Source organism: Pseudomonas sp. C9-3, from assembly GCF_032392015.1.
Lineage (GTDB): Bacteria > Pseudomonadota > Gammaproteobacteria > Pseudomonadales > Pseudomonadaceae > Pseudomonas > Pseudomonas nitroreducens.
Genome location: NZ_CP135919.1, coordinates 2,397,659 through 2,422,130, shown reverse-complemented (window position 1 = coordinate 2,422,130; position 24,472 = coordinate 2,397,659). Strand labels below are relative to the sequence as shown.

General features: G+C 62.3%; 23 protein-coding genes. 11 read left to right on the top strand and 12 right to left on the bottom strand.

Annotation, left to right across the window (positions count from 1 at the left end):
* Positions 1–121: 121 nt before the first annotated feature.
* From RS899_RS10945 to RS899_RS10925, 5 genes are read left to right on the top strand one after another with little or no spacing between them, the layout of a single operon-like run.
* Complete coding sequence (locus RS899_RS10945; RefSeq protein ID WP_315809912.1) at positions 122–1,267, top strand: amine dehydrogenase large subunit; 1,146 nt, start codon at positions 122–124, stop codon at positions 1,265–1,267.
* 35 nt (positions 1,268–1,302) lie between these two features.
* Entirely contained in the window at positions 1,303–1,842 is a 540-nt protein-coding gene (locus RS899_RS10940) for a MauE/DoxX family redox-associated membrane protein (protein WP_054910257.1), read from the top strand.
* A gap of 4 nt (positions 1,843–1,846) precedes the next feature.
* Positions 1,847–2,479, top strand: coding sequence for a methylamine dehydrogenase accessory protein MauD (mauD, locus tag RS899_RS10935; protein ID WP_054910258.1), 633 nt, complete (start codon positions 1,847–1,849; stop codon positions 2,477–2,479).
* 17 nt (positions 2,480–2,496) lie between these two features.
* Positions 2,497–3,018 carry a methylamine dehydrogenase light chain gene (locus RS899_RS10930; RefSeq protein ID WP_045217996.1) on the top strand — a complete coding sequence of 174 codons (522 nt, stop codon included), beginning with the start codon at positions 2,497–2,499 and terminating at the stop codon, positions 3,016–3,018.
* Between the two features lie 15 nt (positions 3,019–3,033).
* A complete protein-coding gene (locus RS899_RS10925; protein WP_024762476.1) occupies positions 3,034–3,561 on the top strand; it encodes a c-type cytochrome in 528 nt (175 codons plus the stop codon).
* Positions 3,562–3,863: 302 nt separating this feature from the next.
* Here the strand turns inward: RS899_RS10925 and RS899_RS10920 are convergent, their stop codons facing one another.
* Entirely contained in the window at positions 3,864–4,907 is a 1,044-nt protein-coding gene (locus tag RS899_RS10920; protein ID WP_315809911.1) for a LacI family DNA-binding transcriptional regulator, read from the bottom strand.
* 218 nt (positions 4,908–5,125) lie between these two features.
* Here RS899_RS10920 and RS899_RS10915 point away from each other — a divergent pair, with 218 nt between their 5' ends.
* The 5 genes from RS899_RS10915 (at position 5,126) to RS899_RS10895 (ending at position 10,832) form a co-directional block, all read left to right on the top strand.
* Positions 5,126–5,647, top strand: coding sequence for a gluconokinase (locus RS899_RS10915; protein WP_233299829.1), 522 nt, complete (start codon positions 5,126–5,128; stop codon positions 5,645–5,647).
* A 107-nt stretch (positions 5,648–5,754) separates the two neighbouring features.
* Positions 5,755–7,107: a GntP family permease gene (locus RS899_RS10910; protein ID WP_024762473.1), complete on the top strand. Its 1,353-nt coding sequence runs from the start codon at positions 5,755–5,757 to the stop codon at positions 7,105–7,107.
* A gap of 166 nt (positions 7,108–7,273) precedes the next feature.
* Complete coding sequence (locus RS899_RS10905) at positions 7,274–7,411, top strand: hypothetical protein (protein ID WP_315809910.1); 138 nt, start codon at positions 7,274–7,276, stop codon at positions 7,409–7,411.
* A gap of 181 nt (positions 7,412–7,592) precedes the next feature.
* On the top strand, positions 7,593–9,218 hold the full coding sequence (locus tag RS899_RS10900) for an NADP-dependent glyceraldehyde-3-phosphate dehydrogenase (protein WP_315809909.1): 1,626 nt from the start codon (positions 7,593–7,595) through the stop codon (positions 9,216–9,218).
* Between the two features lie 342 nt (positions 9,219–9,560).
* Positions 9,561–10,832: a RidA family protein gene (locus RS899_RS10895; protein WP_038803198.1), complete on the top strand. Its 1,272-nt coding sequence runs from the start codon at positions 9,561–9,563 to the stop codon at positions 10,830–10,832.
* Positions 10,833–11,109: 277 nt separating this feature from the next.
* Here the strand turns inward: RS899_RS10895 and RS899_RS10890 are convergent, their stop codons facing one another.
* Together RS899_RS10890 and RS899_RS10885 are read right to left on the bottom strand one after the other, a co-directional pair.
* Positions 11,110–12,270 (bottom strand): GGDEF domain-containing protein, encoded by a 1,161-nt coding sequence (locus tag RS899_RS10890; RefSeq protein WP_315809908.1) that lies wholly within the window; start codon positions 12,268–12,270, stop codon positions 11,110–11,112.
* A 307-nt stretch (positions 12,271–12,577) separates the two neighbouring features.
* Complete coding sequence (locus RS899_RS10885; RefSeq protein WP_315809907.1) at positions 12,578–13,051, bottom strand: phage antirepressor; 474 nt, start codon at positions 13,049–13,051, stop codon at positions 12,578–12,580.
* A 453-nt stretch (positions 13,052–13,504) separates the two neighbouring features.
* On the opposite strand from RS899_RS10885, the gene RS899_RS10880 reads away from it, so the two are divergent.
* Entirely contained in the window at positions 13,505–13,930 is a 426-nt protein-coding gene (locus RS899_RS10880) for a hypothetical protein (RefSeq protein WP_315809906.1), read from the top strand.
* Positions 13,931–14,060: 130 nt separating this feature from the next.
* On the opposite strand, the gene RS899_RS10875 is transcribed toward RS899_RS10880, so the two are convergent.
* From RS899_RS10875 to RS899_RS10835, 9 genes are all read right to left on the bottom strand, one after another.
* Positions 14,061–14,843, bottom strand: coding sequence for a cyclase family protein (locus tag RS899_RS10875; RefSeq protein WP_315809905.1), 783 nt, complete (start codon positions 14,841–14,843; stop codon positions 14,061–14,063).
* Entirely contained in the window at positions 14,830–15,828 is a 999-nt protein-coding gene (locus RS899_RS10870) for an NAD-dependent epimerase/dehydratase family protein (RefSeq protein ID WP_315809904.1), read from the bottom strand. Before RS899_RS10870 ends, RS899_RS10875 begins: the two co-directional genes overlap by 14 nt.
* Positions 15,819–16,811: a fumarylacetoacetate hydrolase family protein gene (locus tag RS899_RS10865; protein WP_315809903.1), complete on the bottom strand. Its 993-nt coding sequence runs from the start codon at positions 16,809–16,811 to the stop codon at positions 15,819–15,821. Before RS899_RS10865 ends, RS899_RS10870 begins: the two co-directional genes overlap by 10 nt.
* The gene (locus RS899_RS10860) at positions 16,808–17,380 is read right to left on the bottom strand and encodes a cupin domain-containing protein (RefSeq protein ID WP_315809902.1); all 573 of its coding nucleotides are present in this window, start codon (positions 17,378–17,380) and stop codon (positions 16,808–16,810) included. Before RS899_RS10860 ends, RS899_RS10865 begins: the two co-directional genes overlap by 4 nt.
* A gap of 11 nt (positions 17,381–17,391) precedes the next feature.
* Positions 17,392–18,165, bottom strand: a complete 774-nt coding sequence (locus tag RS899_RS10855) for a glucose 1-dehydrogenase (protein ID WP_315809901.1) — start codon at positions 18,163–18,165, stop codon at positions 17,392–17,394.
* Complete coding sequence (locus tag RS899_RS10850; RefSeq protein ID WP_315809900.1) at positions 18,162–19,352, bottom strand: MFS transporter; 1,191 nt, start codon at positions 19,350–19,352, stop codon at positions 18,162–18,164. Before RS899_RS10850 ends, RS899_RS10855 begins: the two co-directional genes overlap by 4 nt.
* A 151-nt stretch (positions 19,353–19,503) precedes the next feature.
* Positions 19,504–21,975 (bottom strand): efflux RND transporter permease subunit, encoded by a 2,472-nt coding sequence (locus RS899_RS10845; protein ID WP_315809899.1) that lies wholly within the window; start codon positions 21,973–21,975, stop codon positions 19,504–19,506.
* Between the two features lie 3 nt (positions 21,976–21,978).
* Positions 21,979–23,037, bottom strand: a complete 1,059-nt coding sequence (locus RS899_RS10840) for a WD40/YVTN/BNR-like repeat-containing protein (RefSeq protein WP_315809898.1) — start codon at positions 23,035–23,037, stop codon at positions 21,979–21,981.
* 58 nt (positions 23,038–23,095) lie between these two features.
* Positions 23,096–24,463 (bottom strand): DUF1329 domain-containing protein, encoded by a 1,368-nt coding sequence (locus RS899_RS10835; protein ID WP_315809897.1) that lies wholly within the window; start codon positions 24,461–24,463, stop codon positions 23,096–23,098.
* Positions 24,464–24,472 lie beyond the last annotated feature (9 nt).

Genomic DNA, 24,472 nt, shown 5'->3' with positions numbered 1-24,472 from the left:
AACAAGTCCGGCGCACCCCGACACAGGCAGACTCTCCTCAATCTTCCGTCCGCCAACCACTCCCCGTGGCTGGCGGACAAGCCACGAAAAGCCCGCCAACACAAGAATAGGGAGTAACCCAATGAGCGTCGCCAGGTTCCTCGCTCCATCGGTCCTCGCGCTGGGCACCTGCCTCGCGATGAGCGCAGCCCACGCCGAGCTGCCGACCGAGAGCATCGGTGAGACCGTCTTGCCGTTCCCGCCCTCGCCGCACCGTGCGTACATCGTCGACGTGGAGTTCGAGAACTTCATCGCCGGCCGCGTCACCGTGGTCGACCCCGAGCAGAAGAAGATGCTCGGCATGGTCAGCACCGGCTTCGTCGCTCCGTCCACCCTGAGCCACGACGAGAAGACCCTGTACTCCGCCGACACCTTCTACTCCCGCGGCACCCGCGGCGTGCGCACCGACGTGCTGACCGCCTGGGACACCTCGAACCTGCGTCCGAAGTGGGAAGTGGAAATCCCGGCCAAGCGCGCCTCGATCCTGACCCAGAAGTACGCCCTGGGCGCGAGCTCCGACGACCGCTTCGTCTACATCTACAACTTCACTCCGTCCACCTCGGTCACCGTGGTCGACACGCAAGAGAAAAAGGTCGCCAGCGAAATCGCCATCAGCGGCTGCGTGCTCAACTACCCGGTGGGCAAGCGCAGCTTCGCCTCGCTGTGCGGTGACGGCCAGCTGCAGATCACCAGGATCGGCGACGACGGCAAGGAGGTCGGCCGCAGCCAGACCCCCTTCTTCGACCCGAACAAGGAGAAGCTCAACGAACGCGGCCTGGCCGTGGGCGAGACCTACTTCTTCGTGACCACCGACGGCATGGTCAAGCCGGTGGACGTTTCCGGCGACAAGCCGAAGATGCTGCCGAGCTGGTCGCTGACCACCGACGAAGAACGCAAGAAGGGCTGGGGCACCGGCGGCTGGCAGTTGATGGCCGTAGCGCCCAAGCTGAACCGCATGTACGTGCTGATGCATGAAGAGCACAGCGCCGGCAAATGGGAAGACCCGAGCCCGTTCATCTGGATCTACGACCTGAAGACGCAGAAGAAGATCGGCACCCTGGAAGCGCCCAAGCCGGTATGGAGCCTGCACGCCACCACCGACGACAAACCGCTGCTGCTGGGCACCGACATCGAAGGCGGCCTGCAGATCTTCGACCTGAAGACCGGCAAGTACAACGGCAGCATGGACAAGATCGCCAAGACGCCGATCCTGGTCCTGAGCCACTAAGCCTTTTTAGCAAGTCATCCCTGAGAGGTACGGATATGTTTTCCGATCCGATCCTGATCATCGCCAGTGCGGTGGCCGTTGCGGTGCTGCTCGCCAGCGCCGCCAGCCACAAGCTGCGCGCGCCGATGCGCTTCGCCCGCCAGGTCGAAGACTACGGCCTGCTGCCGGCCTCGCTGGTCGGCCCGGTGGCCCGCGTGCTGCCGGTGGTCGAGGGCGTCATTGCCTTCGCCCTGCTGGTGCCGGCGAGCCGTCATGTGGCGGCCCTGGCCGCCACGGCGCTGATCCTGTTCTATGCCGGCGCCATCGGCATCAACCTCTGGCGCGGTCGTCGAGACATCGACTGCGGCTGCTCCGGCCCCGGCCAGATGCAACCGCTGCGCCCGGTGCTGCTGCTGCGCAACGCGATCATCGCGGCGCTCGCCCTGCTCGCCGCCAGCGCTCCGCAGGCTCGCGAGCTGGGCGTGTTCGACGCCTTCGTGATCCTCGCGGCCAGCGCCGTCACCCTGCTCCTGTACGCCGCGGCCGACAGCCTGCTGGCGAACCATCCCCGTCTGCTCAAACTCATCGGAAGGTGAACAAATGGAAGGCCTGATCGTTTCCAACATTCTTCTCTGGGTGCTGCTCATCGCCCTCGCCTTCACCGTGATGGCGCTGGTGCGCCAGATCGGCGTCCTGCATGGCCGTATCGCTCCGGCCGGCGCGCTGATGGTCGACAAGGGCGTGGCCGTCAACGAGCCCGCGCCGAAAGTCACCGCCGCCGACCGCCACGGTCGCCCGGTCAACTTCGGCTATGAAGGCGAGCGCGGCCAGTTGCTGTTCTTCCTCTCGCCGACCTGCCCGATCTGCAAATCGCTGCTGCCGGCGATCAAATCCATCGCCAAGGACAAGGCCGGCGAGCTGGAAGTGATCTACGTCAGCGACGGCGACATGGCCGCCCAGCAGGCGCTGATCGCCGAGCACGGCCTGGAAAAAGCCGCCTACGTGGTCGGCCCGGAAGTCGGCATGACCTACCAGATCGGCAAGCTGCCCTACGCCGCGCTGATCGACAGCAAGGGCGTGCTGCGCGCCAAGGGCCTGGTGAACTCCCGCGAGCACCTGGACAGCCTGTTCGAGGTCGAGCACCTGGGCAGCGCCACCCTGCAGCAGTACATGAATGGCCACAGCCACAACGGCGTGCACACCCACGACGCCAGCCACGGCCACAGCCACTGATCACGGAGAGAACAAGAATGAAATTCCTCGACAACCTGTTCGAGCGCTCCTCCCGCCAGGTGGCCAACGTCACCTCGCGGCGCAAGCTGCTGGGCCGCTTCGGCTCGCTGCTGGTGGCCGGCGCGGCGCTGCCGATCATCCTGCCGATCGACCGCACCTCCAAGGCCCTGGCCGCCGAGGCGCCGAAGGCGGGCGACCCGGGTGATCCGAACAGCTGCGACTACTGGCGCTACTGCTCCATCGACGGCTTCCTCTGCACCTGCTGTGGCGGCACCACCACCTCCTGCCCGCCCGGCACCGATGCTTCCCAGGTGACCTGGATCGGTACCTGCCGCAACCCGGCCGACGGCAAGGACTACATCATTTCCTACAACGACTGCTGCGGTAAGCACAGCTGCTCCCAGTGCGCCTGTACCCGCAACGAGAGCGAGGAACCGCTGTACCGTCCGTTCAACAACAACGACGTCAACTGGTGCCTGGGCGCGGAATCGCGCATCTACAACTGCACCGTCACCATCATCCGCGGCGTCGCGGTCTGAGTCCGGAGAAGTCCCATGCGTAGTCTCGTTGTCGGCGCCCTGCTCTGCAGCCTGGTCGCTCCCCTCGCCCAGGCCCGTGCGATCCCCGATCCGCACCAGCGCCCGGCGCCCGGCAACGAGGCGGTGCAGAAGCCGATCTCCCAGCTCAGCTATACCCCGGCCACCAACTATCAGTTGCAGTGCGCCGGCTGCCACCTCACTGAAGGCAGCGGCAGCAAGGCCAACGACACGCCGCGCCTGCACGGCTTCGTCGGCAACTTCCTCAAGGTGGACGGAGGGCGGCAATTCCTCGTGCGCGTGCCGGGCATGTCGCAGTCCGCGCTGAACGACGCGCAACTGGCCGACCTGCTCAACTGGCTGCTGCGCAAGGACGGCATGGCTGGCGACAGCATGCCCGCCGAGTTCAAGCCGTACACCGCCGAGGAAGTCAAAGCCACGCGCTACCAGGCCCTGATGAACCTGCCCGGCACCCGCGCCGGGTTGATCCAGGAAATGCGCAAGCAGGGCATCACCATCACCGATGGGATGAGCGATGCGTATTGAGTGATTGCTCCGGCGGCTTGCCGCCGAATTGTTTTGCCTCCGCATTCAGCCCGCCGCTCCAGCGGGCTTTTTTATGCGCGGCAGATTTGCAGGGGGCTTTCGTAGGATGGGTGGAGCGCAGCGATACCCATGCGGACGGCGCACGGACCTGATGGGTATCGCTTCGCTCCACGCCATCCTACGGCCGAGGTACCGATTTCCCTGAACAGATCCGTAGGGCGAATAACCTGGAACAGGTTATCCGCCGGATGCCTCACGGCGGATAACGCTGGCGCGTTATGCGCCCTACGAAAGCGCTGGAGTCAACTGCTCTCCCGCACCATCAACTCGAACCCCAGGTCCATCACCGGTTCGCTCACCGGTTTGTCGTTGATCAGGTCGAGCAGTCGCTCGGCTGCGTGGGTGCCGATGGCCTTGCGCGGGGTGCGGATGCTGGACAGGCGCGGCACCATGAACTCCGAGCTGGGCAGGTCGTTGAAGCCCAGCACTGCCACCTGTTCGGGGATGCGAATGCCGTGACGCATGGCTTCGAGCAGCGCACCGTGGGCCAGGTCGTCGTTGCCGAAGAAGATGCCTTCCACCTGCGGCTGGCTGGCCAGCAACTGGCGAAACAGCTCGCCGCCAAGGCCCACCGAAGATGGGCGTGGCGTGAGGATTTCCAACGCAGGGTCGTAGCAGCCAGCCTGCTGCAGCGCGCGGCGATAACCCTCGCCGCGCAGCAGCGTGCGCTGGTCCAGCTGCGCGCCGATATAGGCCAGGCGTTTGCGGCCGCTCTTGAGCAGATGTTTGGCCGCTGCCTCTCCCGCGCGAATCTGCGAGAAGCCCACGCAGTGCAGCCCGGCGCCAGGGTCGAGGTCCATCATGTAGACGCTCGGCACGCCGCTCGCCTCGATCATCCGTCGTGCGCTTTCCGTGCGATCGAAGCCGGTCAGCAGCAAGCCGCGCGGCTGATAGGAGAGGTAGTTGCGCAGCAGGTTCTCTTCTTCGTCGCGGGAGTAGTGGTAGTTGCCGATCAGCACTTCGAGGCCGCGCGGGTGCATCACCGCGTGGATGGCTTCGAGGGTTTCGATGAACAGCTGGTTCGCCAGCGACGGCACCAGCACCACGATGTTGTGGCTCTGCTTGGAGGCCAGCGCGCGGGCGGCCGGGTTGGCGACGTAGCCCAGCTCGCTGGCCGCCTGTCGGACCTTTTCCGCCAGTTCCTCAGCTACCGTGCTCACCCCTCGCAGCGCCCGCGAAGCGGTGATCGGGCTTACTCCGGCGCGGTGCGCTACTTCATCCAGTGTCGGTCGGCCGGTGGTTCGGGAGCTTTTGTCGTTCTTCTTGTCATTCTTCTTGACGGTCATCGGGCGTATTGCCAAACAAAAATCGAGGCACTAAGGTAGCGCTGTCTTGCGACCAGGGCAATTGCCTGAGGCCGGCTCAACCGGTCCCTCGCCCGCCGACAGATCACCTCTGTCGAGAGCGCCGAGACAGACCGACTAGAATGACAAGAATACGGAGGCAGCCGATGCTTTTCGTTACGCCCAACAAAGACAGCGCTGTCTCAGCAATGAGGCTTTCCATGACCCCTTCCATCGATGCCGTCCTCATCATGGGCGTCTCCGGATGCGGCAAATCCAGCGTTGGTGAGGCGCTTTGCCTGCGCAACGGCGCGTTCGCCATCGAAGGCGATTCCTTCCACCCCACCGCCAACATCGAGAAGATGAGCGCCGGCATCCCGCTCACCGACGACGACCGCGCCGGCTGGCTCGATACCCTCGCCGCCGAACTGCAGAAGGCCATCGCCGCCGGCCAGCGCCCGGTACTCACCTGCTCCGCACTCAAGCTGATCTACCGCGAACGCCTGCGCCGCGCGGTGCCCGGCCTGGGCGTGGTGTTCCTGGAACTGACCCGTGACGCCGCCGCCGAGCGCGTCGCCACCCGGCCCGGTCACTTCATGCCGGCCAGCCTGATCGACAGCCAGTTCGCCGCCCTCGAACCGCCGCTGAGCGAGCCGCTGACCCTGCACCTGGATGCCACCCGCCCGGTCGACGACCTGGCCGAAGCCGCGCACTTGTGGTGGCGACAGCATTCCAGCGACTGACCTTGATAGCGCCTGCCCGCTCAAGATAGCGCTATCTCAACTCACCAAACTCTCTGCACCCAGAGAAGAGCCGCTCCGGCACACAACGACAACAACAGGAGAGCCCCATGCTCGGCATGTCCCACGAGACCTATCTGCTGCTGGATGCGGTGGTCACCATCATCGGCCTGATCCTGCTGATCACCCGTTTCAAGATCCATCCCTTCGTCGCCCTGATCATCGCCGCCGGCTTCCTCGGCCTGACGTCCGGCATGCCCGTGGCGACCATCGTCAAATCCTTCCAGGACGGTTTTGGCGGCGTGCTCGGCTTCGTCGGCATCATCCTTGCGCTGGGCACCATGCTCGGCAAGATGATGGCCGAGTCCGGCGGTGCCGATCAGATCGCCCGCACGCTGATCCAGGCCTTCGGCAAGCAGCGCGTGCACTGGGCGATGATGTTCGCCGCCTTCCTGGTTGGCATCCCGCTGTTCTTCGAGATCGGCTTCATCCTGCTGGTGCCGCTGGTGTTCATCGTCGCCCGGCGCAGCGGCGTGTCGCTGATCAAGATCGGCATCCCGCTGCTCGCCGGACTCTCCGCCGTGCACGGCCTGGTGCCGCCGCACCCGGGCCCGCTGCTGGCCATCGGCGTATTCGGCGCGGATATCGGCAAGACCATTTTCTATGGCCTGCTGGTCGCCCTGCCGACCGCCGCCATTGCCGGCCCGATCTTCGGTGCCTGGATCTCGAAGATGATCCCCGGCCAGCCCAATGAAGAGCTGGTGGCGCAGATCGCCCACGAGCCGGACACCAGCAACCTGCCCAGCTTCGGCGTCACCCTGTTCACCGTGCTGCTGCCGGTGTTCCTGATGCTGCTGAAAACCTTCGCCGACGTCATGCTCGCTGACGGCCATGTGGTGCGCGCCTGGCTGGACATGATCGGCCACCCGATCACCGCCCTGCTCCTGGCCCTGCTGCTGTCGCTCTACACCTTCGGCCATGCCCGTGGGTTCGACTCGAAGAAGATCCTCAAGCTGCTCGACCAGAGCCTCGCGCCCACCGCCGCCATCGTGATGATCATCGGTGCCGGCGGCGGCTTCAAACAGATGCTGGTGGCCAGCGGCGTAGGCGATGTGATCGGCCACATGGCAGTCCACGCGCAGATTTCACCGATCCTCCTGGCCTGGCTGGTGGCCGCGGTGATCCGTATCGCCACCGGCTCCGCCACCGTTGCCACCATCACCGGCGCAGGCATTGTGGTGCCGGTGATCGACCTGATCCCTGGCGTGAACCGCGAACTGCTGGTACTGGCGACCGGCGCCGGCTCGCTGATCCTTTCCCACGTCAATGACGCTGGCTTCTGGCTGGTGAAGCAGTACTTCAACATGAGCGTGATGGAGACCTTCAAGACCTGGACCGCCATGGAGACCATCCTCTCGGTGGTCGGCCTGGGCTTCATCCTGCTGCTGTCGCTGTTTGTCTGAGGCATTGATCGATGGGTATCGCTGCGCTCCACCCATCCTACGCACGAGGCTCACTCGGGCACTCGTAGGATGGCGTGGAGCGCAGCGATACCCATCAACCCCTCTTCGACACTACCCGGCGAACGCTGAACCCTTCGCCCCGGACTCCTGCAACGAGGTATCGCCCGTGACTTCCTCCGCAACTCCGAAAGCCCGCCCCGCGCAACCCGCCTGGCCTCGCGACTTCGACATCCGCGCCCGCTACGCCGAGCAGCAGGAACTCCTGCAGCCTCTGCAACCCCCGCAACCGGCGAAACACCCGTAGGGCGCATAACGCGGCACGCGTTATGCGCCAATCCCCCTGCGCCGAGCCCGAAGGCGGATAACCGCGAGCGGTTATTCGCCCTACATAGGCGCCGCCTGTACTCTCGGAGCTGAATCGATTTACTAATCCGTAGCTACGCTCTAAAACAGACCAGTCGCCCACCTTTCCCGAGGGATGAGTCATGCCCGACAACAACAAGCTCGACCATCTGTTCCCCCGCCTCACGGACATCCCCGACACCTGGCGCCCAGACGCGCCGGTCGAACAACGCGAATACCTGGTCAACGGCGAGATGCGCCGCTGGGATGGCCCGCTCGCCCCGGTGCGCAGCCCGGTATTCCTCGCCACTGACCAGGGCGACGAACAGGTCATCCTCGGCAGCACACCGCTGCTCGACGCCGACGCCGCCCTCGCCGCGCTGGATGCCGCCGTGGCCGCCTACGACAACGGCCAGGGTGAATGGCCCAACCTGCGCGTGGCCGAGCGCATCGCCCACGTCGAACGCTTCCTCGCCCGCATGCGCGAGCAGCGCACCGCCGTGGTCAAGCTGCTGATGTGGGAGATCGGCAAGAACCTCAAGGACTCAGAGAAGGAGTTCGACCGCACCTGCGACTACATCGTCGACACCATCGAGGCGCGCAAGGCGCTGGATCGCCGCTCCAGCCGCTTCGAGCTGGAACAGGGCACCCTCGGGCAGATCCGCCGCGTGCCGCTGGGCGTGGCGCTGTGCATGGGCCCGTACAACTACCCGCTGAACGAAACCTTCACCACGCTGATCCCGGCGCTGATCATGGGCAACACCGTAGTCTTCAAGCCCGCCAAATTCGGCGTGCTATTGATTCGCCCGTTGCTCGAAGCCTTCCGCGACAGCTTCCCGCCAGGCGTCATCAACGTCATCTACGGGCGCGGCCGCGAGACCGTCAGCGCGCTGATGGCCAGCGGCAAGGTCGACGTCTTCGCCTTCATCGGCACCCACTCCGGCGCCGCCGACCTGAAGAAACTCCACCCACGCCCGCACCGCCTGCGCGCGGCCCTCGGGCTGGATGCGAAGAACCCCGGCATCGTCCTGCCCAGCGTCGACCTCGACAACGCCGTCAGCGAAGCCATCACCGGCGCCCTCTCCTTCAACGGCCAGCGCTGCACCGCGCTGAAGATCCTCTTCGTCCACGAAGACGTGCTGGAGACTTTCCTCGACAAGTTCAGCGCCAAGCTCGCCGAACTCAAGCCCGGTATGCCCTGGGAGCCAGGCGTGGCGCTGACGCCGCTGCCCGAGCCGGGCAAGGTCGATTACCTGAACGGCCTCTTGCAGGACGCGCTGGCCAAGGGCGCCAAGGTCATCAACCAAGGCGGCGGCGAGAGCCGTGAAAGCTTCTTCTACCCCGCCCTGCTCAGCCCGGTGCGCGCCGACATGCGCCTGTACAACGAGGAACAGTTCGGCCCGCTGGTGCCCGTGGTGCCCTACCGCGAGCTGGACGAAGTGATCGACTACGTCCTGCAATCCGACTACGGCCAGCAGCTCAGCCTGTTCGGCAACGACCCGGCGCAAATCGGCCCGCTGGTGGACGCCTTCGTCAACCAGGTGGGCCGCATCAACATCAACGCCCAGTGCCAGCGCGGCCCGGACAGCTATCCCTTCAACGGCCGCAAGAACTCCGCCGAAGGCACCCTTTCCGTCCATGACGCCCTGCGCACCTTCTCCATCCGCACCCTGGTCGCCACGCGCTTCACCGACGCCAACAAGGAACTGATCAGCCAGATCATCCGTGACCGCGATTCCAGCTTCCTGACTACGGATTACATCTTCTGACACTCAGTTGCGCAGAGCCCCTCTCCCTAACCCTGGCTGGGGAGAGGGAAGCGCCCCGGCACGGCATTCCCATGAAATGCACTGACTCCGCTTCAAGCCCTTCCAGCCTCCCCTGCAAACCATCCCGACTAACGCTCATCGCCAATTGAAACAACCCGGTAAGAAGACCCCACTACGCTTGCCTTAAGTCAAAGGGGTCCCCCCTGGAGACTCGATAGTCTGCGCGCCTCTCGACGAGTTCGATATCCGTCGTCTGAATGAACAGTGGCAACGACCGATAACGAACCGGACTGAGCCTTTGCCACGAAACCCACGGATTCCCAGCAAACCAGGGAGCACCCTATGAGTGGCTACAACGCAGTACTGGCGAGAAATACCGACAAGGCACCCCAGGGCACCGGCCCTTATTCGCAAACCGTCGCCTTCTCCCACTACAACAACCTGTCGGCGCAACTGCCCATCGACCCTGCCAGCGGCAAGCTGGTCGCCGGCGGCGTGAAAGAGCAGGCCGAGCAGTGCTACAGGAACCTCAAGGCCGTGGTGGAAAGCATCGGCCACAAACTGGATGACAGCGTCCGTATCTCGATCTTCCTGACCAACATCGCGGACGCCGAAGCCGTCGGCAAAGTCCACGCCAGCTTCTTCCCGGACTACGTCCCGACCCTGACCACCGTTGGCGTGGCAGCGCTGCCGCTGGGCGCCCAGGTGCAGGTCGAGGCCCTCATCACCTGCGGTGAAGGCACCATCCCCAACGCCCCGCAGGCCGGCGACCTGATCAAGGTCGAAGGCAGCACCGAAAATGCGCCGCTGAATCCGCTCTCGACCCAGTCGGTCGCCTTCTCCCACTACAACAACCTGTCCGCGCAGCTGCCCATCGACCCGCGCACCGGCAAGCTGGTCTCAGGGGGCATCAAGGAACAGACCGCGCAGTGCCTGCGCAACATCAAGAACATCCTCGAAGGCATCGACGTGCCCTTCGACGACATCGTGCGGATCACCGTCTTCGTCAAGAACCTCGCCGATGCCGAAGCAGTGAACCAGGTCTACACCACCTTCTTCCCCGATTCGGCCATCGCCCGTGCCGTCGGCTACTTCCCCGCGCGCACCGTGGTAGCGGCAAAAGCCCTGCCGCTGGACGCCCTGGTGCAGATCGAAGCCGTGGTCTCCCACGGTGACGGCACCCCGCCGCAAGCGGTGGAAGACCGCCACGGCATCGTCATCAAGGCCCACAACACCGACGCCGCACCGCGTTGCCCCTACTCCACCCAGACCGTCGCCTTCTCTCACTACAACCACATCTCCGCCCAGTTGCCGCTGGACGTACGGACCGGTGAACTGGTGGCAGGCGGCGTGAAGGAACAGGCCGCCCAGTGCTTCAAGCACCTCAAGGCCATCGTCGAAAGCATCGACCACGCCTTGGCGGATGTGGTGAAGGTCAACCTGTTCCTGACCAACATCGACGATATCGCCGCAGTGGATGAGGTGTACGCCAGCTACTTCCCTGGCGGCACGCCGGCGCGCCGCACCGTGGGCGTATCGGCCCTGCCCAAAGGCGCCTCGATCCAGATCGACGCCGTGGTCGCCAACGCCGAAGGCACCCCGCCGGCCGCGTAACGGTTGAGCGGACGCAGCCTTTTCCGCCTCGCTCCGTCCCCTCTCCAGCCCTCTCCCTTAAGGGAAAGGGCTGGGGTGAGGGCAACGTCCAACACCGAACCACCCTCGACAGTACGCCCTGCGTAGACCGCAGGACGAACAGCCTGGCACCGCCTATCCGCCAGCCTCTGGGCGGCGAAGTACGCTATCGCGTTTTCCGCCCTACCCAGCCACCCCGCAGGCGCGAGCCCGCTCGCGAACCCGCTGCCACCGCCCCGATCCCCGAAGCGACCAGCCGCTAGGCAACAACCCCTTCCACACGATTGCGCCCCGAAGTCTTGCCCCGGTACAGCGCCGCATCGGCCTGCTGCAGCACGCCATCCAGCGCATGCGCGCTGCTGAATTCAGGCGAAACACCGATGGTCGCCGTACAGCGGATCGGCTGACTCGCACCGATGCCGGGCACCTGGCTGTGCTCAATCGCCACTCGCGTGCGCTCCGCCAGTTGCAAGGCACCCGCTCCGTCCGTATTCAGGGCAATCACCACGAACTCCTCGCCGCCCAGGCGGCAGATCAGGTCGCCCTGGCGCGCCGTGCTCTTGAGGACCTTCGCGACATGGCAGAGCACGAGGTCGCCCACCTGGTGGCCGTGGGTATCGTTGATGCGCTTGAAGTGGTCGATATCCACGATCAACAGGTAAGCCGCCCCGGCACGCCGGGAGCGGAAGTGCGCCTCCAGCCCGTCGAGCAAGCCCCGCCGGTTGAGCAGATGAGTGAGCGGGTCATGGGCAGCCATGGTGCGCAGCTCATCCGTCAGGCGTCGCAGCACCAGCCAGACGGCGCACGGAGGCAGCACCGTCCCCAGGAAGGACATGTAGATGTAGAAGGTTCGCTGGAAGCTGCTGCTCATATCCAGCGCGTCCATTCCTCCGTGGAGAATCATCACGAGCTTGATCGCATTCAGCGCACAGATGCCGCCGATCAACACAGCAAACACCATCATCTCGACGCGCAGATCCCTGGCAACGGTTCGTCCGGCGTACAACACCGCCACGGTCATGGCCAGGAACAGCACCGCACAGGCCCCCGCCAGCAGCGCGTGGCGCGCCGCCGAGCCGAACAGCGTCTGCACCAGCACCTGCGCCAGCAAGTAGCCGGCGGCCAGCGACAGCAGTGGACGCCACACTGGCGTGGGGCGGTCGAAGAAACGCAGCGCACCCAGCACATAGGCCACCGGCGCGCAGAGCGTCAGCGTGTGGTTAACGACACTCATCACCCCCCAGCTTGCCGGGCCGCCGAGCAGTTGCAGGATGTAGGCAAGCCCCAGCAACAGATTGCCCAGCGCAAACACATCCATGCCCATCTTCCGGCCATTCAGTCGCCTGCTGATCAGCAGGAACATCACGCAGAAACAAAGCAGGTGCACGCAGAGCATGCTGAGGATGACAGTCGTAACCATGGATTCGCGCTAGTGGAGGGATGGCAACAGGAGCCGAACATTGCAGGAGCGGCGCAAGCACGCGCCTATGATGCTCCTGGAGCGCCAGCGTATGGGGCATGGCTATTTACAATCATGGATCGTAGTCACACGGAGCAACCGAAGGCAATCTCCGCGCCACGCACAACGCAGGCCCAGTTCGACTGCACTGAATCGTCGGAGCGGGCGGCCTACCTTACCCTGCTCCGTGCTGCCCTCTCCCACTTGCGGGAAGCGGACTCCCGGGACTCGGTCGAATAGGAGCCCGCTGCTGCTCCACCGCGGCTGGCTACTCCCTGCGCCACCAGCGCCCGCGCCGCTCCTCACGCATCAATCTCGGCACCTCATGCATCGGCACCCACAACTCCCCCTGCCAATCCAGCACCGCCAGCGCACGGCCGTCCCCTCTTGCCTGCATGCGCTGCGGGAATCCCGCCCTGCCAGGCTCCTGATCCCTTAACACCGGCAACACATGGCCGGTGATCCACCGACGCAACTCCCGATGCTCCGGATCACGAAACCGATGCAGCACATGGAAAGCGCCAAAATCATTCACCAGCAACGCGACCTCCTCGCCGCCGCCCGTCACCAGGCGTGCTTCACGAAACAGATCATCATCCAGACGAAGAACATAAGTCTCGACCCGCTCGCGGATCAGATAGCCCAGCTCGCAGGCGACCAACCAGGGCTGGTTGTCGATCAACACGCCGCGCAGGGAACGGTTGTAGCGGTGGAAAACGGTGGGAACGTAGAGTTCGTCCATGTGCTTTTCCTAGGTAGTTTCAAGAAACCACCGCCCTGATCGTCGCCAAACGATGAGGGAGGCGGAGCCACACAGGGTTGGCGAACCGGCTACCTAGGTCCCGGCAGACCCGAAGGTCTCCCTGTGCGGCCCGCCATAGCACAGAACCGTGGGCGTATTGACACGCCACGGTCTGACGAAGCGTCACCGCGCCTAGGTAGTTTTTCGAGTCGCCAAACCCGTCCCCCGTCGCTTTCACAGGGGCGTCGGGAGGTTATGGGGAAGGCTGGAAGAGGTCAAGCCAGGCGATCCATCCGGCATGTTGCCAAAGGGCAGCTTCCGGCCCATTGCGGGCATTGTCCCTGCACAGTTCTAATCACGGCTGCCCGGGTATGTAATTGACCTAGCCGTGCCGAGTCGGGCGTCCGGGCGCCGCCAAGGTGCGAATGCTGATATTTCACGGGAGGTACACCTGTGACCCCGGACGATCTTGATGGACTGGATGTGGCGTGGATAGCAGTTGATGCCCTCGGGCAAGTTGCCATCTTTACGACCGGCGGAGCTGGAACCGTTCCATTCACAGCCGTTGCATCGATCGATATCACCGAACCGGAAGTCGATCTGCTGCCCGAAACGTCGGGCTTCGATCTGCTGGCCAATCTTCCGCGCCCGGATGATTTCGTTAGGTTCGCCAAACGTGGATTCTTCGCTTACGACTGGTCGGACGTCCATCGAGTAACTCAGCTTCGGATCGAAGGCTACGAGCTGCAAGCACGGCCGCTGCGGCCGTTAACGCTTAAAGAACTCCCCGCTTCGATGCAACTGGCTGCCGCGGCTACCGAGTTGCCCGATGTTTCGTTCGGCGCCTTGGTGATCCCAGCTGCGCTGCTGAAGACCTAGGCGCGCGGATGTCCGCTACTGGCCGCTTTCTGCCCCTCACGAATGGCTGCAATGGGTCGGAAGCGGACTCTAAAAAACCAATGACCCGGCCCTGTGGGAATACCGAGCCGGGTCTAAACTTGCGAGTTACTTATTCGAAAAGCGCCACAGCACGCACGAAACCTGCGGAGGCGTGACGGATCTTGTAGGGGAAGCACGAAACCCAGAAGCCGCTCGCCGGCAACTGATCGAGATTGGCGAGCTTTTCCATCTGCCCGTAGCCAATATCCCGCCCAGCCTTATGCCCTTCCCAGATGATGGATGCATCGCCTGACTCGGCAAAACGCTCACGGGTGTACTTGAAGGGCGCGTCCCAACTCCATGCATCGGTGCCTACTACGCGAACTCCCCGCTCCAGTAGATAGAGCGTAGCTTCGCGACCGATGCCGACCCCTGCATCGAGATAGCCGGGCTGACCAAACAAGCTTCCGGCCCGAGTGTTGATCAGGACGATTTCCAGTGGCTTCAGGTCGTGCCCGATACGCTGCAGCTCGGCTTCGATTTCCCCGGCGGTTACAACATGGCCATCAGGAAAATGCCGGAAGTCCAGCTTCACACCAGGCTGCAGGCACCATTCGAGCGGCAACTCATCGATGCCGAACGCAGGCTTTCCGCCGTCCGTAGTAGAGGCATAGTGCCAAGGTGCGTCCATATGCGTGCCACTATGCGTGGTTATGGTGAGGCGCTCAGCGGCCCACGACTCATCGCCAGGCAAGTCTTCCTTGCGCAGGCCAGGGAACATCGCTGCCATCTCGGGCCAGCCTTCCTGGTGATCCATGTAGTCGATCTTCGGCAACAGAGGCGGCGGGTCGGTGTATGGATTGTTCTCGAGGCAGACCGACAGATCGAGCATCCGACATTTACTGAGATTCATGAGAAGCAACTCCTACTTTGGCGGTTGTCGGTCGACTACGGCGGGCAGCGTTGGGCAGTGAGTTTCGCAGCAGCGCTGCTGCACTCCCGTCATGACAGAAGCCCAAGGCACGGGCACGAGGCGTGCGCAATTGCGGCTGGCGACCGAAGAGATTTTCCAACTGCGTATCGGGCGAGAATTCGATCTGCTCGCCATTGGACTCTCCGAAGCGTGCTGCCAGTGCATCGAGAATCTGGGCGACTGAAAGCTGCAGAACAGGCAATTGCCAAACCCGCTCTTCCACCAAATTCTTCAGCTCCGCCGCGTGCAAGAGGTTCTCCACACAACAACGGGCAGACATCCACCAGGCGGTCGCCCGCGGCGACACAGGGCAAGAGTAAGAGCCCCCTTCTGCATAGGCGTGCAAGAGGTCACTCATGAATGCGGACTTCAATCCGTTCGGTTCGCGCGGACGTGCAACGATGCCTGGGAGACGCAGCGCTCGCCCATCGACTTCACCACGCCGGGCCAGATCTTCAATGGCGATCTCGATCATGCGCTTGTGCGACGCATACGAGAGCTGCGGGTTAGCAGATTGAGACTCATCCATGCGCCCAGGAAGCTCGCCGCCATATATGGCAACACTGCTTGCATAGACCAACACAGGGGGGCGGTCACTGCTCCGTAGCTGATGGAGCAGCTCCAGGCTCGCTAGAAGGTTGACCTGATATCCCAGTTCGTAATTCGCTTCTGCCGCCCCACCAGGCACGCTGACCAGATGAAACACAACATCGATGCCGTCAGCCAGCGCCCGACGTAGCAAAGCAGGATCGGTGACACTGCCATAGTGCCGGCGCAGGCGCGTATCGTCCGGCAAGCCGTCCAGCTTCTGATCAAGAAGCAACAGAGCATCGATCTTCTTCCCGCGGATCTCGCCCTGGCTTAGTAGGCGAGAGACCAGCTCTCGTCCGACGAATCCGTTGGCGCCGGTTACCATTACGCGCATGGCCAACCTCCCTGCACCACGCGCTGGTCAATCGCTCCGAACAGGATCTCGCCTTGGGGGCCCCTGGCTTCCATACGTACCCTATCGCCGAAGCGCATGAAGCCAGTACTAGGTGAACCGTCTGCAATAGCTTCGATGGCTCGACGCTCAGAAATGCAGGCCGAGCCAACGGATCGATCGGAGTTAGAAACCGTGCCCGAACCAATCACCGTGCCTGAGCTCAGCTTCCTACTCAGCGCTGCATGTGCAATCAACTGATGGAAGCCAAAATGCATGGCCCCACCATGGGGATTGCCGAACCACTCACCATTCCACTCGACGCTCAGAGACAGATGCACCCTGCCACCTCGCCAGGCTTCGCCCAACTCATCAGGAGTGACAGCTACGGGAGCAAAACTGGTCGTTGGCTTAGCCTGGAGAAACCCGAAACCGGTCTTCATCTCACGGGGAGCGAGGGCACGAAGGCTGACATCGTTCAGCTGCAACACCAGGCGCACATGCCCCAGCGCTTCTTCAGGCGGGCACCCCATCGGAACCTCATCCACGAGGACTGCAAATTCCCCTTCGAAGTCGATGCCATGAGCTTCACTCGGCAAAGGAATATCCGCGCGCGGGCCAAGAAAGTCGTCGCCCGCCCCCTGGTAGATGAGTGGAATTCGATCGACGCCCTCAATGGGCTCCAGGTTGAAAGCCTTTTGCATCAACTCCCCGTGGCTCAGGAAGCACGAACCATCCAGCCACTGCCAAGCTCTAGGCAACGGTGCAGCCAACTGCTCGAAATCCAGTTTAAAGACGCCAGCAACGTCTCCCGCATTCAAGCGTTGATAAAGGTTCTCGAGATCAGCGTGAACAAGCTCCCAGCTGTCCAGAGCAGCCTGCATTGTGGCGGCAATTCCAGTTGCATCCACTGCAAACTGAAGGTTGCGGGAAACCACGATCAGGCTCCCGTCGCGAGTACCATCATTCAGTGTGGCCAGCTTCACGGCAGCAGCTCCTGCAGATCCGGCGCATAACGGCCGTCGAGAAGGATGAACACCATCCGCGCCATCTGCTCGGTGCGGTTGCTCCAGGCATGATTGGTTCCGCGCTGAACTACTATGTCTCCGCGTTTCAGATGAACTTCCTCGCCATCGAGAACGAGCCAGATCTCACCCTCCGTGACGATCCCGTAGTCCAGCGTCTCGGTACGGTGCATCAGCTTGTGTTTGGAATCCGTCTTCCCGGTACCGGCATGGGACTCGCCAATCTCCGCGAATGCTGCCGCAGCATCTTCAGCGCTTACCTGGTTTTGGACGCTATCCGGCGGAATATCGACCACACGAATGACACTGCCCAGAGGCCCTGGGCTGAGCTGCAACGGCTGCGAAGTGGGATCGTCGGCGTTGTCCAACGGTGCCGGGGTCGTTGCGCTATTCCAGACTTCGTAGAAGACGGTTCCCGGAATAGCCTTAAGCGGGAAGTTATTCGGAGTAGCGCCACTGCTCGCGACCACAGCCTGGCCGTGGGTGTCATGCCCAGTTACTATGCGTTTGAAGGTCGGAAGCTGTTGCATGTTGTCTCCTTTCAATTGCCGTCACCGACGGTAGTACCGCCGTCGACGATGATGTTCTGGCCGCTGATGAAGGCGCCTCCCGGAGCCGCGAGTAGCACTGCCAAAGCGGCCACCTCCTCGGGGCAGCCGAAGCGACGCAATGGTGTGAGGGCTATTCGGCGCTGTACGACTTCAGGATTATCAGTAAGGGGGCGTGCGAACTCGGTTTGAATCACGCCAGGGCTGATTGCATTCACGCGGATATTGCTCGGCCCCCACTCCACAGCCAGGTTGCGCGCGAGCTGCGCAAGGCCGGCCTTGGACATTCCATACAGGCCTAATGACTTGTTTCCGCGCACCCCGGCAATGCTCGACATCAGGATCACGCTACCTCCACCATGTTTCGCCATCGCGGGAAGCAGATAGCTCGTTAACCACATCGCGCTGCGCAAGTTGACGGTGAAGGTCAAATCCCAATCGGCATCGCTAGCGGTCAAAAGCGCCCCCATGTGAGGGGCAACGCCGGCATTGCAGACCAGAATGTCCACGCGGCCAAACAGCTCAAGTGCCTGTTTCGCCAGGTCAGCCACAGACGGCTGAAAACGCAGATCTGCAACTAGCGCATAGGCCTCAATGCCAGCATCGACCAGCTCGGCTGCGGCCTGACTGGACGTATCGGCATCCTCGCTGTTGATGATGACCTTGGCACCGGCGCGACCTAACTCTCGCGCCACCGCAAGGCCAATACCTCGGGTACCGCCAGTGATCAGCGCGATCTTCCCGGTCAGATTGAAAAGGTCGCTCATACAGCTTCTGCCACGTACGCCTTTCGGCGCTTGCGAAGCAGAACCAGGCAGATCGGAGCCAGTACGAGTTGAGCAATTGCAAACAGGAGAAGGGCAAAGGGCAGCCCTGCATGGTCTCCACCCGTCAGCGAGAGAATGATCAAGGGGCTCAGAAACTCGCCAGCAAAGATCGCCGCTGTGAATCCGCCAGTAGCCCGCCCACGCTGGGTGAAATCAACTTCCTGCATGACCTGAGTAATCAGCGTCGGAAGCAGTAGCCCCACGCCCATGCCATTGATCAGTACGGCGACTACCATCAGCGCCACGTTTGCCGTCTGGCTCATCAGGGCGCCACCAGCACCAGCAATCACAAACCCAATGGCGAGCAGTCGCGGAGCTGAGAACCCCGAAAAGATATGGAAGAGCAACGCCCCAGCAAGAACTCCCAGCTGGTTAGCTCCCATCGTGATGCCGATCTGCTGAGGCGCATCGACGTGAATCAGGTTGAGCAGGAATCCGGCCTGTACGGGCACGATGAAAAGGCTGACGCCCGCGAGGAGGCTGACCAGATAGAGCGGCAGCAGTTTTGCCCAAGGAAAACTTGAGCTGCTGGGCGTAGAGTTCTCCAACTGGCTGGCAGCGGGTTCCCAGAGAAGTTTTGCCATGAGAGGTATGCACAGCAGCCCTACGGCATACAGCACGAAAGGTGCTCTCCAGCCTACCTCACCGAGCGAGCCGCCTACGGCCATGAAGAGCGCTGCGGAGAGCGAGCTGGCGACCATCTGCAACGCAAACAATCGCTCCCGCCGCTCGCCCTCGAAGTAGTCACCGATCAAAGTGGTGCAGCAGGTCATGATCCCTGCCTCAGCGAGCCCAAGGCCTGCCCGGCTCGCCACAATGAGCGGCAATGAATCCAGAATAAGGGGGAGTGTCCCGCAGAGTGTGTAAACCAGCATGCACGCCAGGAGTAACGCCCGACGACCGAAGCGGTCGACCAGAGCCCCTGCGATGGGGGCCACGAGAGCGATCATCAACGCTGGTATGGTGAGCGCGACTGGAACCAGCACCGTGGAACCAGGAGAATCAAAGAAATGAGCCTGCAGGCGCGGCAGTACCGGAGCGATTAATACTGCGCCGAGCACCGGCAGGCAGCTGCCAAAAAGCAGCAAAACGGATTGTGCGGCTCCAGCGCTGCGCTCAGTGCTCATGTCGCATCTCCTCAAGGGAGCAGATGCAGGCACCAAAACTTGACAGGCCAGAAGCTAGTTCAATCAACAGTGTGGGCAGCAGGCAGGTAATGCGGGCCATTCAGATGTCCTCGTTCTTGTCTTTATGTCGCGGACTGTCCGAACCCCTGGCTCACGCCAGGGGAACAGTTGCGTGGGGCTTGCAGCAGGTGCGGTCGTGGTGAATTTCTTCCAGGTTGTGCGGAAGCGCGGCTTTGGCGACCGAAGCTGCAGTCGCACCTCTAGGAAGCAGGAAGTAGGCAAGCGCAGGCAGCAGAACCAGGGCGCCGACCATGTTCCAAACAAACATGAAGGCCAGCAGAACGCCCATATCTGCCTGGAACTTGATCGGAGATAAGATCCAGGTACCGACACCGATAGCGAGGGTCACGCCAGTCAGCATCACCACCTTCCCGGTGAAGAGCAGTGCCCGGTAGTACGCCTCGGAAAGACTGGCTCCTTGGCGCAGCTGCGAGAGCACAATGCTCATGACATACAACGCATAATCGACGCCGATACCCACACCCAGGGCAATCACTGGAAGAGTCGCAACCTTCACCCCCATCCCCAGGACGACCATCAGTGCCTCACAGAGAATTGAGGTGAGTACCAAGGGAAGAACCGCACAAAGAACGGCACGCCACGAACGGAAGGTGACAAGGCAGAGCAGGATTACCGCACCGTATACCCACCACAACATGTCGCGGTTAGCCTGCTTCACCACGATATTGGTCGCGGCCTCAATCCCTGCACTACCTGCGGCAAGCAGGAATTGAGCGTGCTCGGTGTCGTTGTTCTTTGCGAATCCCTCGACACTCTCGACGACGCTAGTGAGCGTGTCAGCCTTGTGATCCTTGAGGTAGGCATAAAGGGTCAGCAGGCTGCAGTCATCGTTGTACAGACCTCGCGGTGCACCCGCAGTGACCATGTTCAACGTCGCCTGGTTGTTGACCAGTTCGTACCACTTGGGATTACCCTCGGAAAGTCCAACCAGGACTCGGCGATTCAACAACGCCAGAGAGTTGGTGGAGTCCACGCCCTCTAGACCACGAAGCTGCCAATCAAGATCGTCCACACGCTTCAGCGTGTTGTATGCGGAGCACTCACCAGCAGGTGTTTTCACCATCACTGCAAATACATCGCTGCTCGCGCCGTAGTGCCGGGTGATAAAGCCGTTGTCTCGGTTGTAGCGAGAGTCCGGACGAAGCTCAGGCGCACCGGCATCCAGGTCGCCCACCTTCAGTTTGAGGCTGACAGCGTATCCACCAGCAGCCATGAGAGCGGCTACCACAACACACAGGGTCGCCCAACGCTTGTGGGTGAACAGATCAAGGAAGCGCCATACCGCATGCTTCTCCTCTCCGCTTGCTTCCGCCTCCTCTGCGCGAAGGCTGCGGCGTGCAGCTCGCCGGCTCACTCCAACATAGGAAAGCAGCACGGGGAGCAAAATCAGGTTGGTGAAGATGAGTACAGCGACGCCAAGGCTGGCGATCACGGCCAGATCCTGGATGACCTGGATTTTGATGATCATCAATACTGCGAAGCCGACGGCGTCGCACAGCAGAGCGGTAAGCCCTGCCAGGAAGAGCCTACGGAAGGTGAAGCGGGCCGCTACCAGACGATGCATACCGCGCCCAACGTCCTGCATGATGCCGTTCATTTTCTGGGCGCCATGACTCATGCCAATCGCGAACACCAGGAACGGAACCAGCACGGAATACGGATCGAGCTCGTACCCGAGTAGAGGCAACAGGCCAAGCTGCCAGATCACCGCTACCAGGGAGCAGGTGACAACCAGGAATGTGCTGCGTACACAACGTGTGTACCAATAGAGCACCGCGGCAGTGATGGCGATCGCGGCAGCAAAGAAAATCAGGATCTGCTTCAACCCATCAATGAGATCGCCAACGACCTTCGCAAAGCCTGTGATGTGGATCTCGACACCTTGGGCCTGATAGGTGGAGCGAATCTTTTCAAGCTCATGGGCGAAAACGGTGTAGTCGAGTGGCTGACCATCGGGCGTACGCTCCAGCAAGGGCACGTAAACGATGCTGGAGCGCTGATCGAACGCTACCAGTTGGCCAATTTCGTTGGAGCGCTCCACGTTGCGCTTCAGGGCATCCAGGCTAGTAGCGCCACCGTCATAACCGTCGGGAATCACCGGGCCGCCTTCGAGCCCTTCCTCCGTTACCCCCGTCCAACGAGTGGACGGCGTCCACAGCGATTTCATCGCCGCACGGTCGACACCGGGAAGTAGATACACCTCATCATTGAGCTGCTGCAGCGTATGCAGGTAGTCCTTGTCGTAAATATTGCCTTTGGGGTTGGCGACGGCAATGCGTACCGCATTCCCCAGACCTGCCAGTTCCTGGCGGTGCTCCAGGTAGTTGACGATGAATGGATGCTCGCGGGGAATCATCTTCTCGAAACTGGCATTGAGCGTTAGGCGTGTCGCTTGCCAGCCGAGTAGCAAGGTTGCAGCGAGGCACAGCAGAAGAACCAGTGCTCGGTGGTTGAACAGGGCACGCTCGAGCACGGAGCCAGAAGCGCTATCGAAATCGTCGAGGCTGCCGTTGGACGGCGCCGGAGAGGTCTGTACTTGCATGGCTCAGTCCGCGGTCGTGGTATTGGAGGAAGGCGCCAGGCGACGCGCGCCGGCCACACCGACTGCCACCAGCGCGCCATCGGCAGCTTGAGTGGCAGCCGCCAACGGAAGTCCGTCGGATACGGGGATAGGCTGAAGGCGGATAGGCGAAAGCTTGCTTTGGAGGAGCATGCCGGCCTGATTGACCAGCACCAGGTGATCGCCAACAACACGAATGGCGTTAAGAGAGGCCGGAACCGGATTGTCGACAGCCTGGAACGTGCTTCCACCGTCCTCGGACGAGAAGAGCTTGCCCCGCAGCCCACCGACCAATACGCGACGATCGGGGAGAATGGCCGCGGCAAAGTAGCTCCCCTCATACGGCCCCTCTATCGGGTCGAACTTCTGACCTCCGTCAGTGGAGCGCAGCAGGAGCCCCTGCTCTCCGACGATGATGAGTTCATTGCCGTCGCGTGCCATAGCATAGAGGTGGAGGCCTCTCGGGTTAGGCAGCTCGCCCATCCAAGACCGCCAGGTCTTGCCTCCATCCTCGGTGATCATAGCCAGGCCATAAGCCCCAAGAACCACGCCGTGCTGTGCATCAACGAAGTTCACGACCAGAAAAGGCTTGTCGGCGCCATCAGCGGACAGGCGTTGTGCCGCGGCAAGACGGCCAGCATCGCCAGAGGCTTGAGCCGCTTGCAGCTCAAGCGCGGCAGCCTGCTTTCCATCAAGCTGCAAGCTCCAGCTCTCGCCGCCATCGCCACTATGCAGGACGACACCAGAGTGACCGACGGCCCATCCGTTCTTTGCATCGACGAATTGCACACTGGTCAGCGTGCTACTGACGGGGCTGGCGGTTTGACGCCACTGCTGGCCGCCATCGTCGGACAGCAGAACAACCCCGCGTTCGCCGACAGCCACCAGCCGCGAGCCGGCTTGATTGACGTCCAGTAGCACAGCCTTCAGGGCTTGCGGCCCGACCACAGCAGGCTGGGAAAGGACATCCATCGTGCCTGATGCCCAGGCAGGCAACAGGGTGCAACTTGCTGACAGCAGCAAGCTGGAGACTATCTTCTTCATCGCACGCAACCTTTCTTTGTTCTTATGTGGAGCAGGCGGGGCTCACGCCCCGCCGAGATCAGCGAACGCCTTCGCCCGCCATCGCATCAGCGGTGAACACCGAGTCCTTGTAGGGCGGCACGATGCGGTACTGCTCACTCTTGCCAGCGAAGACATCACCCACGAACCAGGCTCCGGAGAGCAGGTCGTAGAAGCCAGTGGTAAGCGAGGCGGTACCCGGCAGGTCAGGCAGAACAACGGGCGAAGTCCACAGGACTTTCGCGAGCTGGCCGCGGGCGTCGTAACGGTCACCCAGGACTGCAGTCCAGGTGTCCTCGTCGAGGTAGTAGGTGCTCTTCGGCATTACGTGCCGCGCACCACTTTTCAGCGTGGCTTCAACCACCCACACACGGTGCAGTTCCCAGCGCACAGCGTCGGACTTCATGTGGTGCGCATCGAGCAGTGCTTCCGGGCTCGCAGCAGTGAACACGCGGTTGGAGTTGTAGGGGATATACATCTCCTTCTTGCCGACCAGCTTCCAGTCGAAGCGATCGATGCGGCCGTTGAAAACATAGAGTTCGTCGAAGCTCATTACGCCAGCAGTCGCCGGAGTCGGCGTATCACAGCAAGCGTTGGGTAGACGACGCACCCGACGCTGCCCCGGCAGGTAAGTCCAGGCGGCAGTCTTCTCAGCATTGAGGTTTTCAAGACCGGTGATACCTTCGCCGGCACGCAGAGGCGGGCCATCATTGGTCATGCGGATCGACCAGAACACGCCCTTGTCGCTATTGAAGTTTGGGAGATACCAGGGCATTTGCAGATCTGCGCGGGAGTCGTTGGTAAGCACGTGCTTGCCATCCGCAGTGGTGAGGTACTGGGTGAAGCTCGCGTGCCAGGACGCGCCGCGCCAACGCAGAAGGTGGTTCCAGATTGCCTCCGCGCCGTTTTGAGGAATCGGGAACGGAATGCCGCCAGCAGCACCTTCCGGCATCGGCCCGCCAGGGCCCTCTACCAGCTTGCCACTGGTGGCGTTGGCGAAGGTCGCGTCGTACACAGCCTGGGGCGCAGCGGCGCTACGATGCGTCGGATACACGACGACCTTGTAGCTGTCCGGGTACTTTTTCAGCATGGCTAGCGTGCCAGCAGACAGCTTGTCAGCGTACTGAGCCATGTTCTGCGCAGTGATGGTCAGAACTGCCTGATCAGCTGCGTACGGATCACTACGCTTCCCACCGGCCTTGTAGGAGGGGTCTGCCTGGGTGAGGCCACCCTTCCATTCGGGAATGCTGCCATCCGCGTTCCCGGCACGCTCGGCGCCGAACGGGGTAAGCGTCGATTTGAGCTTGGCGGCTTCATCAGCCGAAACGGCTCCCATCGCTCCGTGTGCAAAGAACAGCGAGGCGCTCAAGGCAGTGAGCAGGGAAACGAACTTCTTGTTGTGTTTCATCGAAAAATC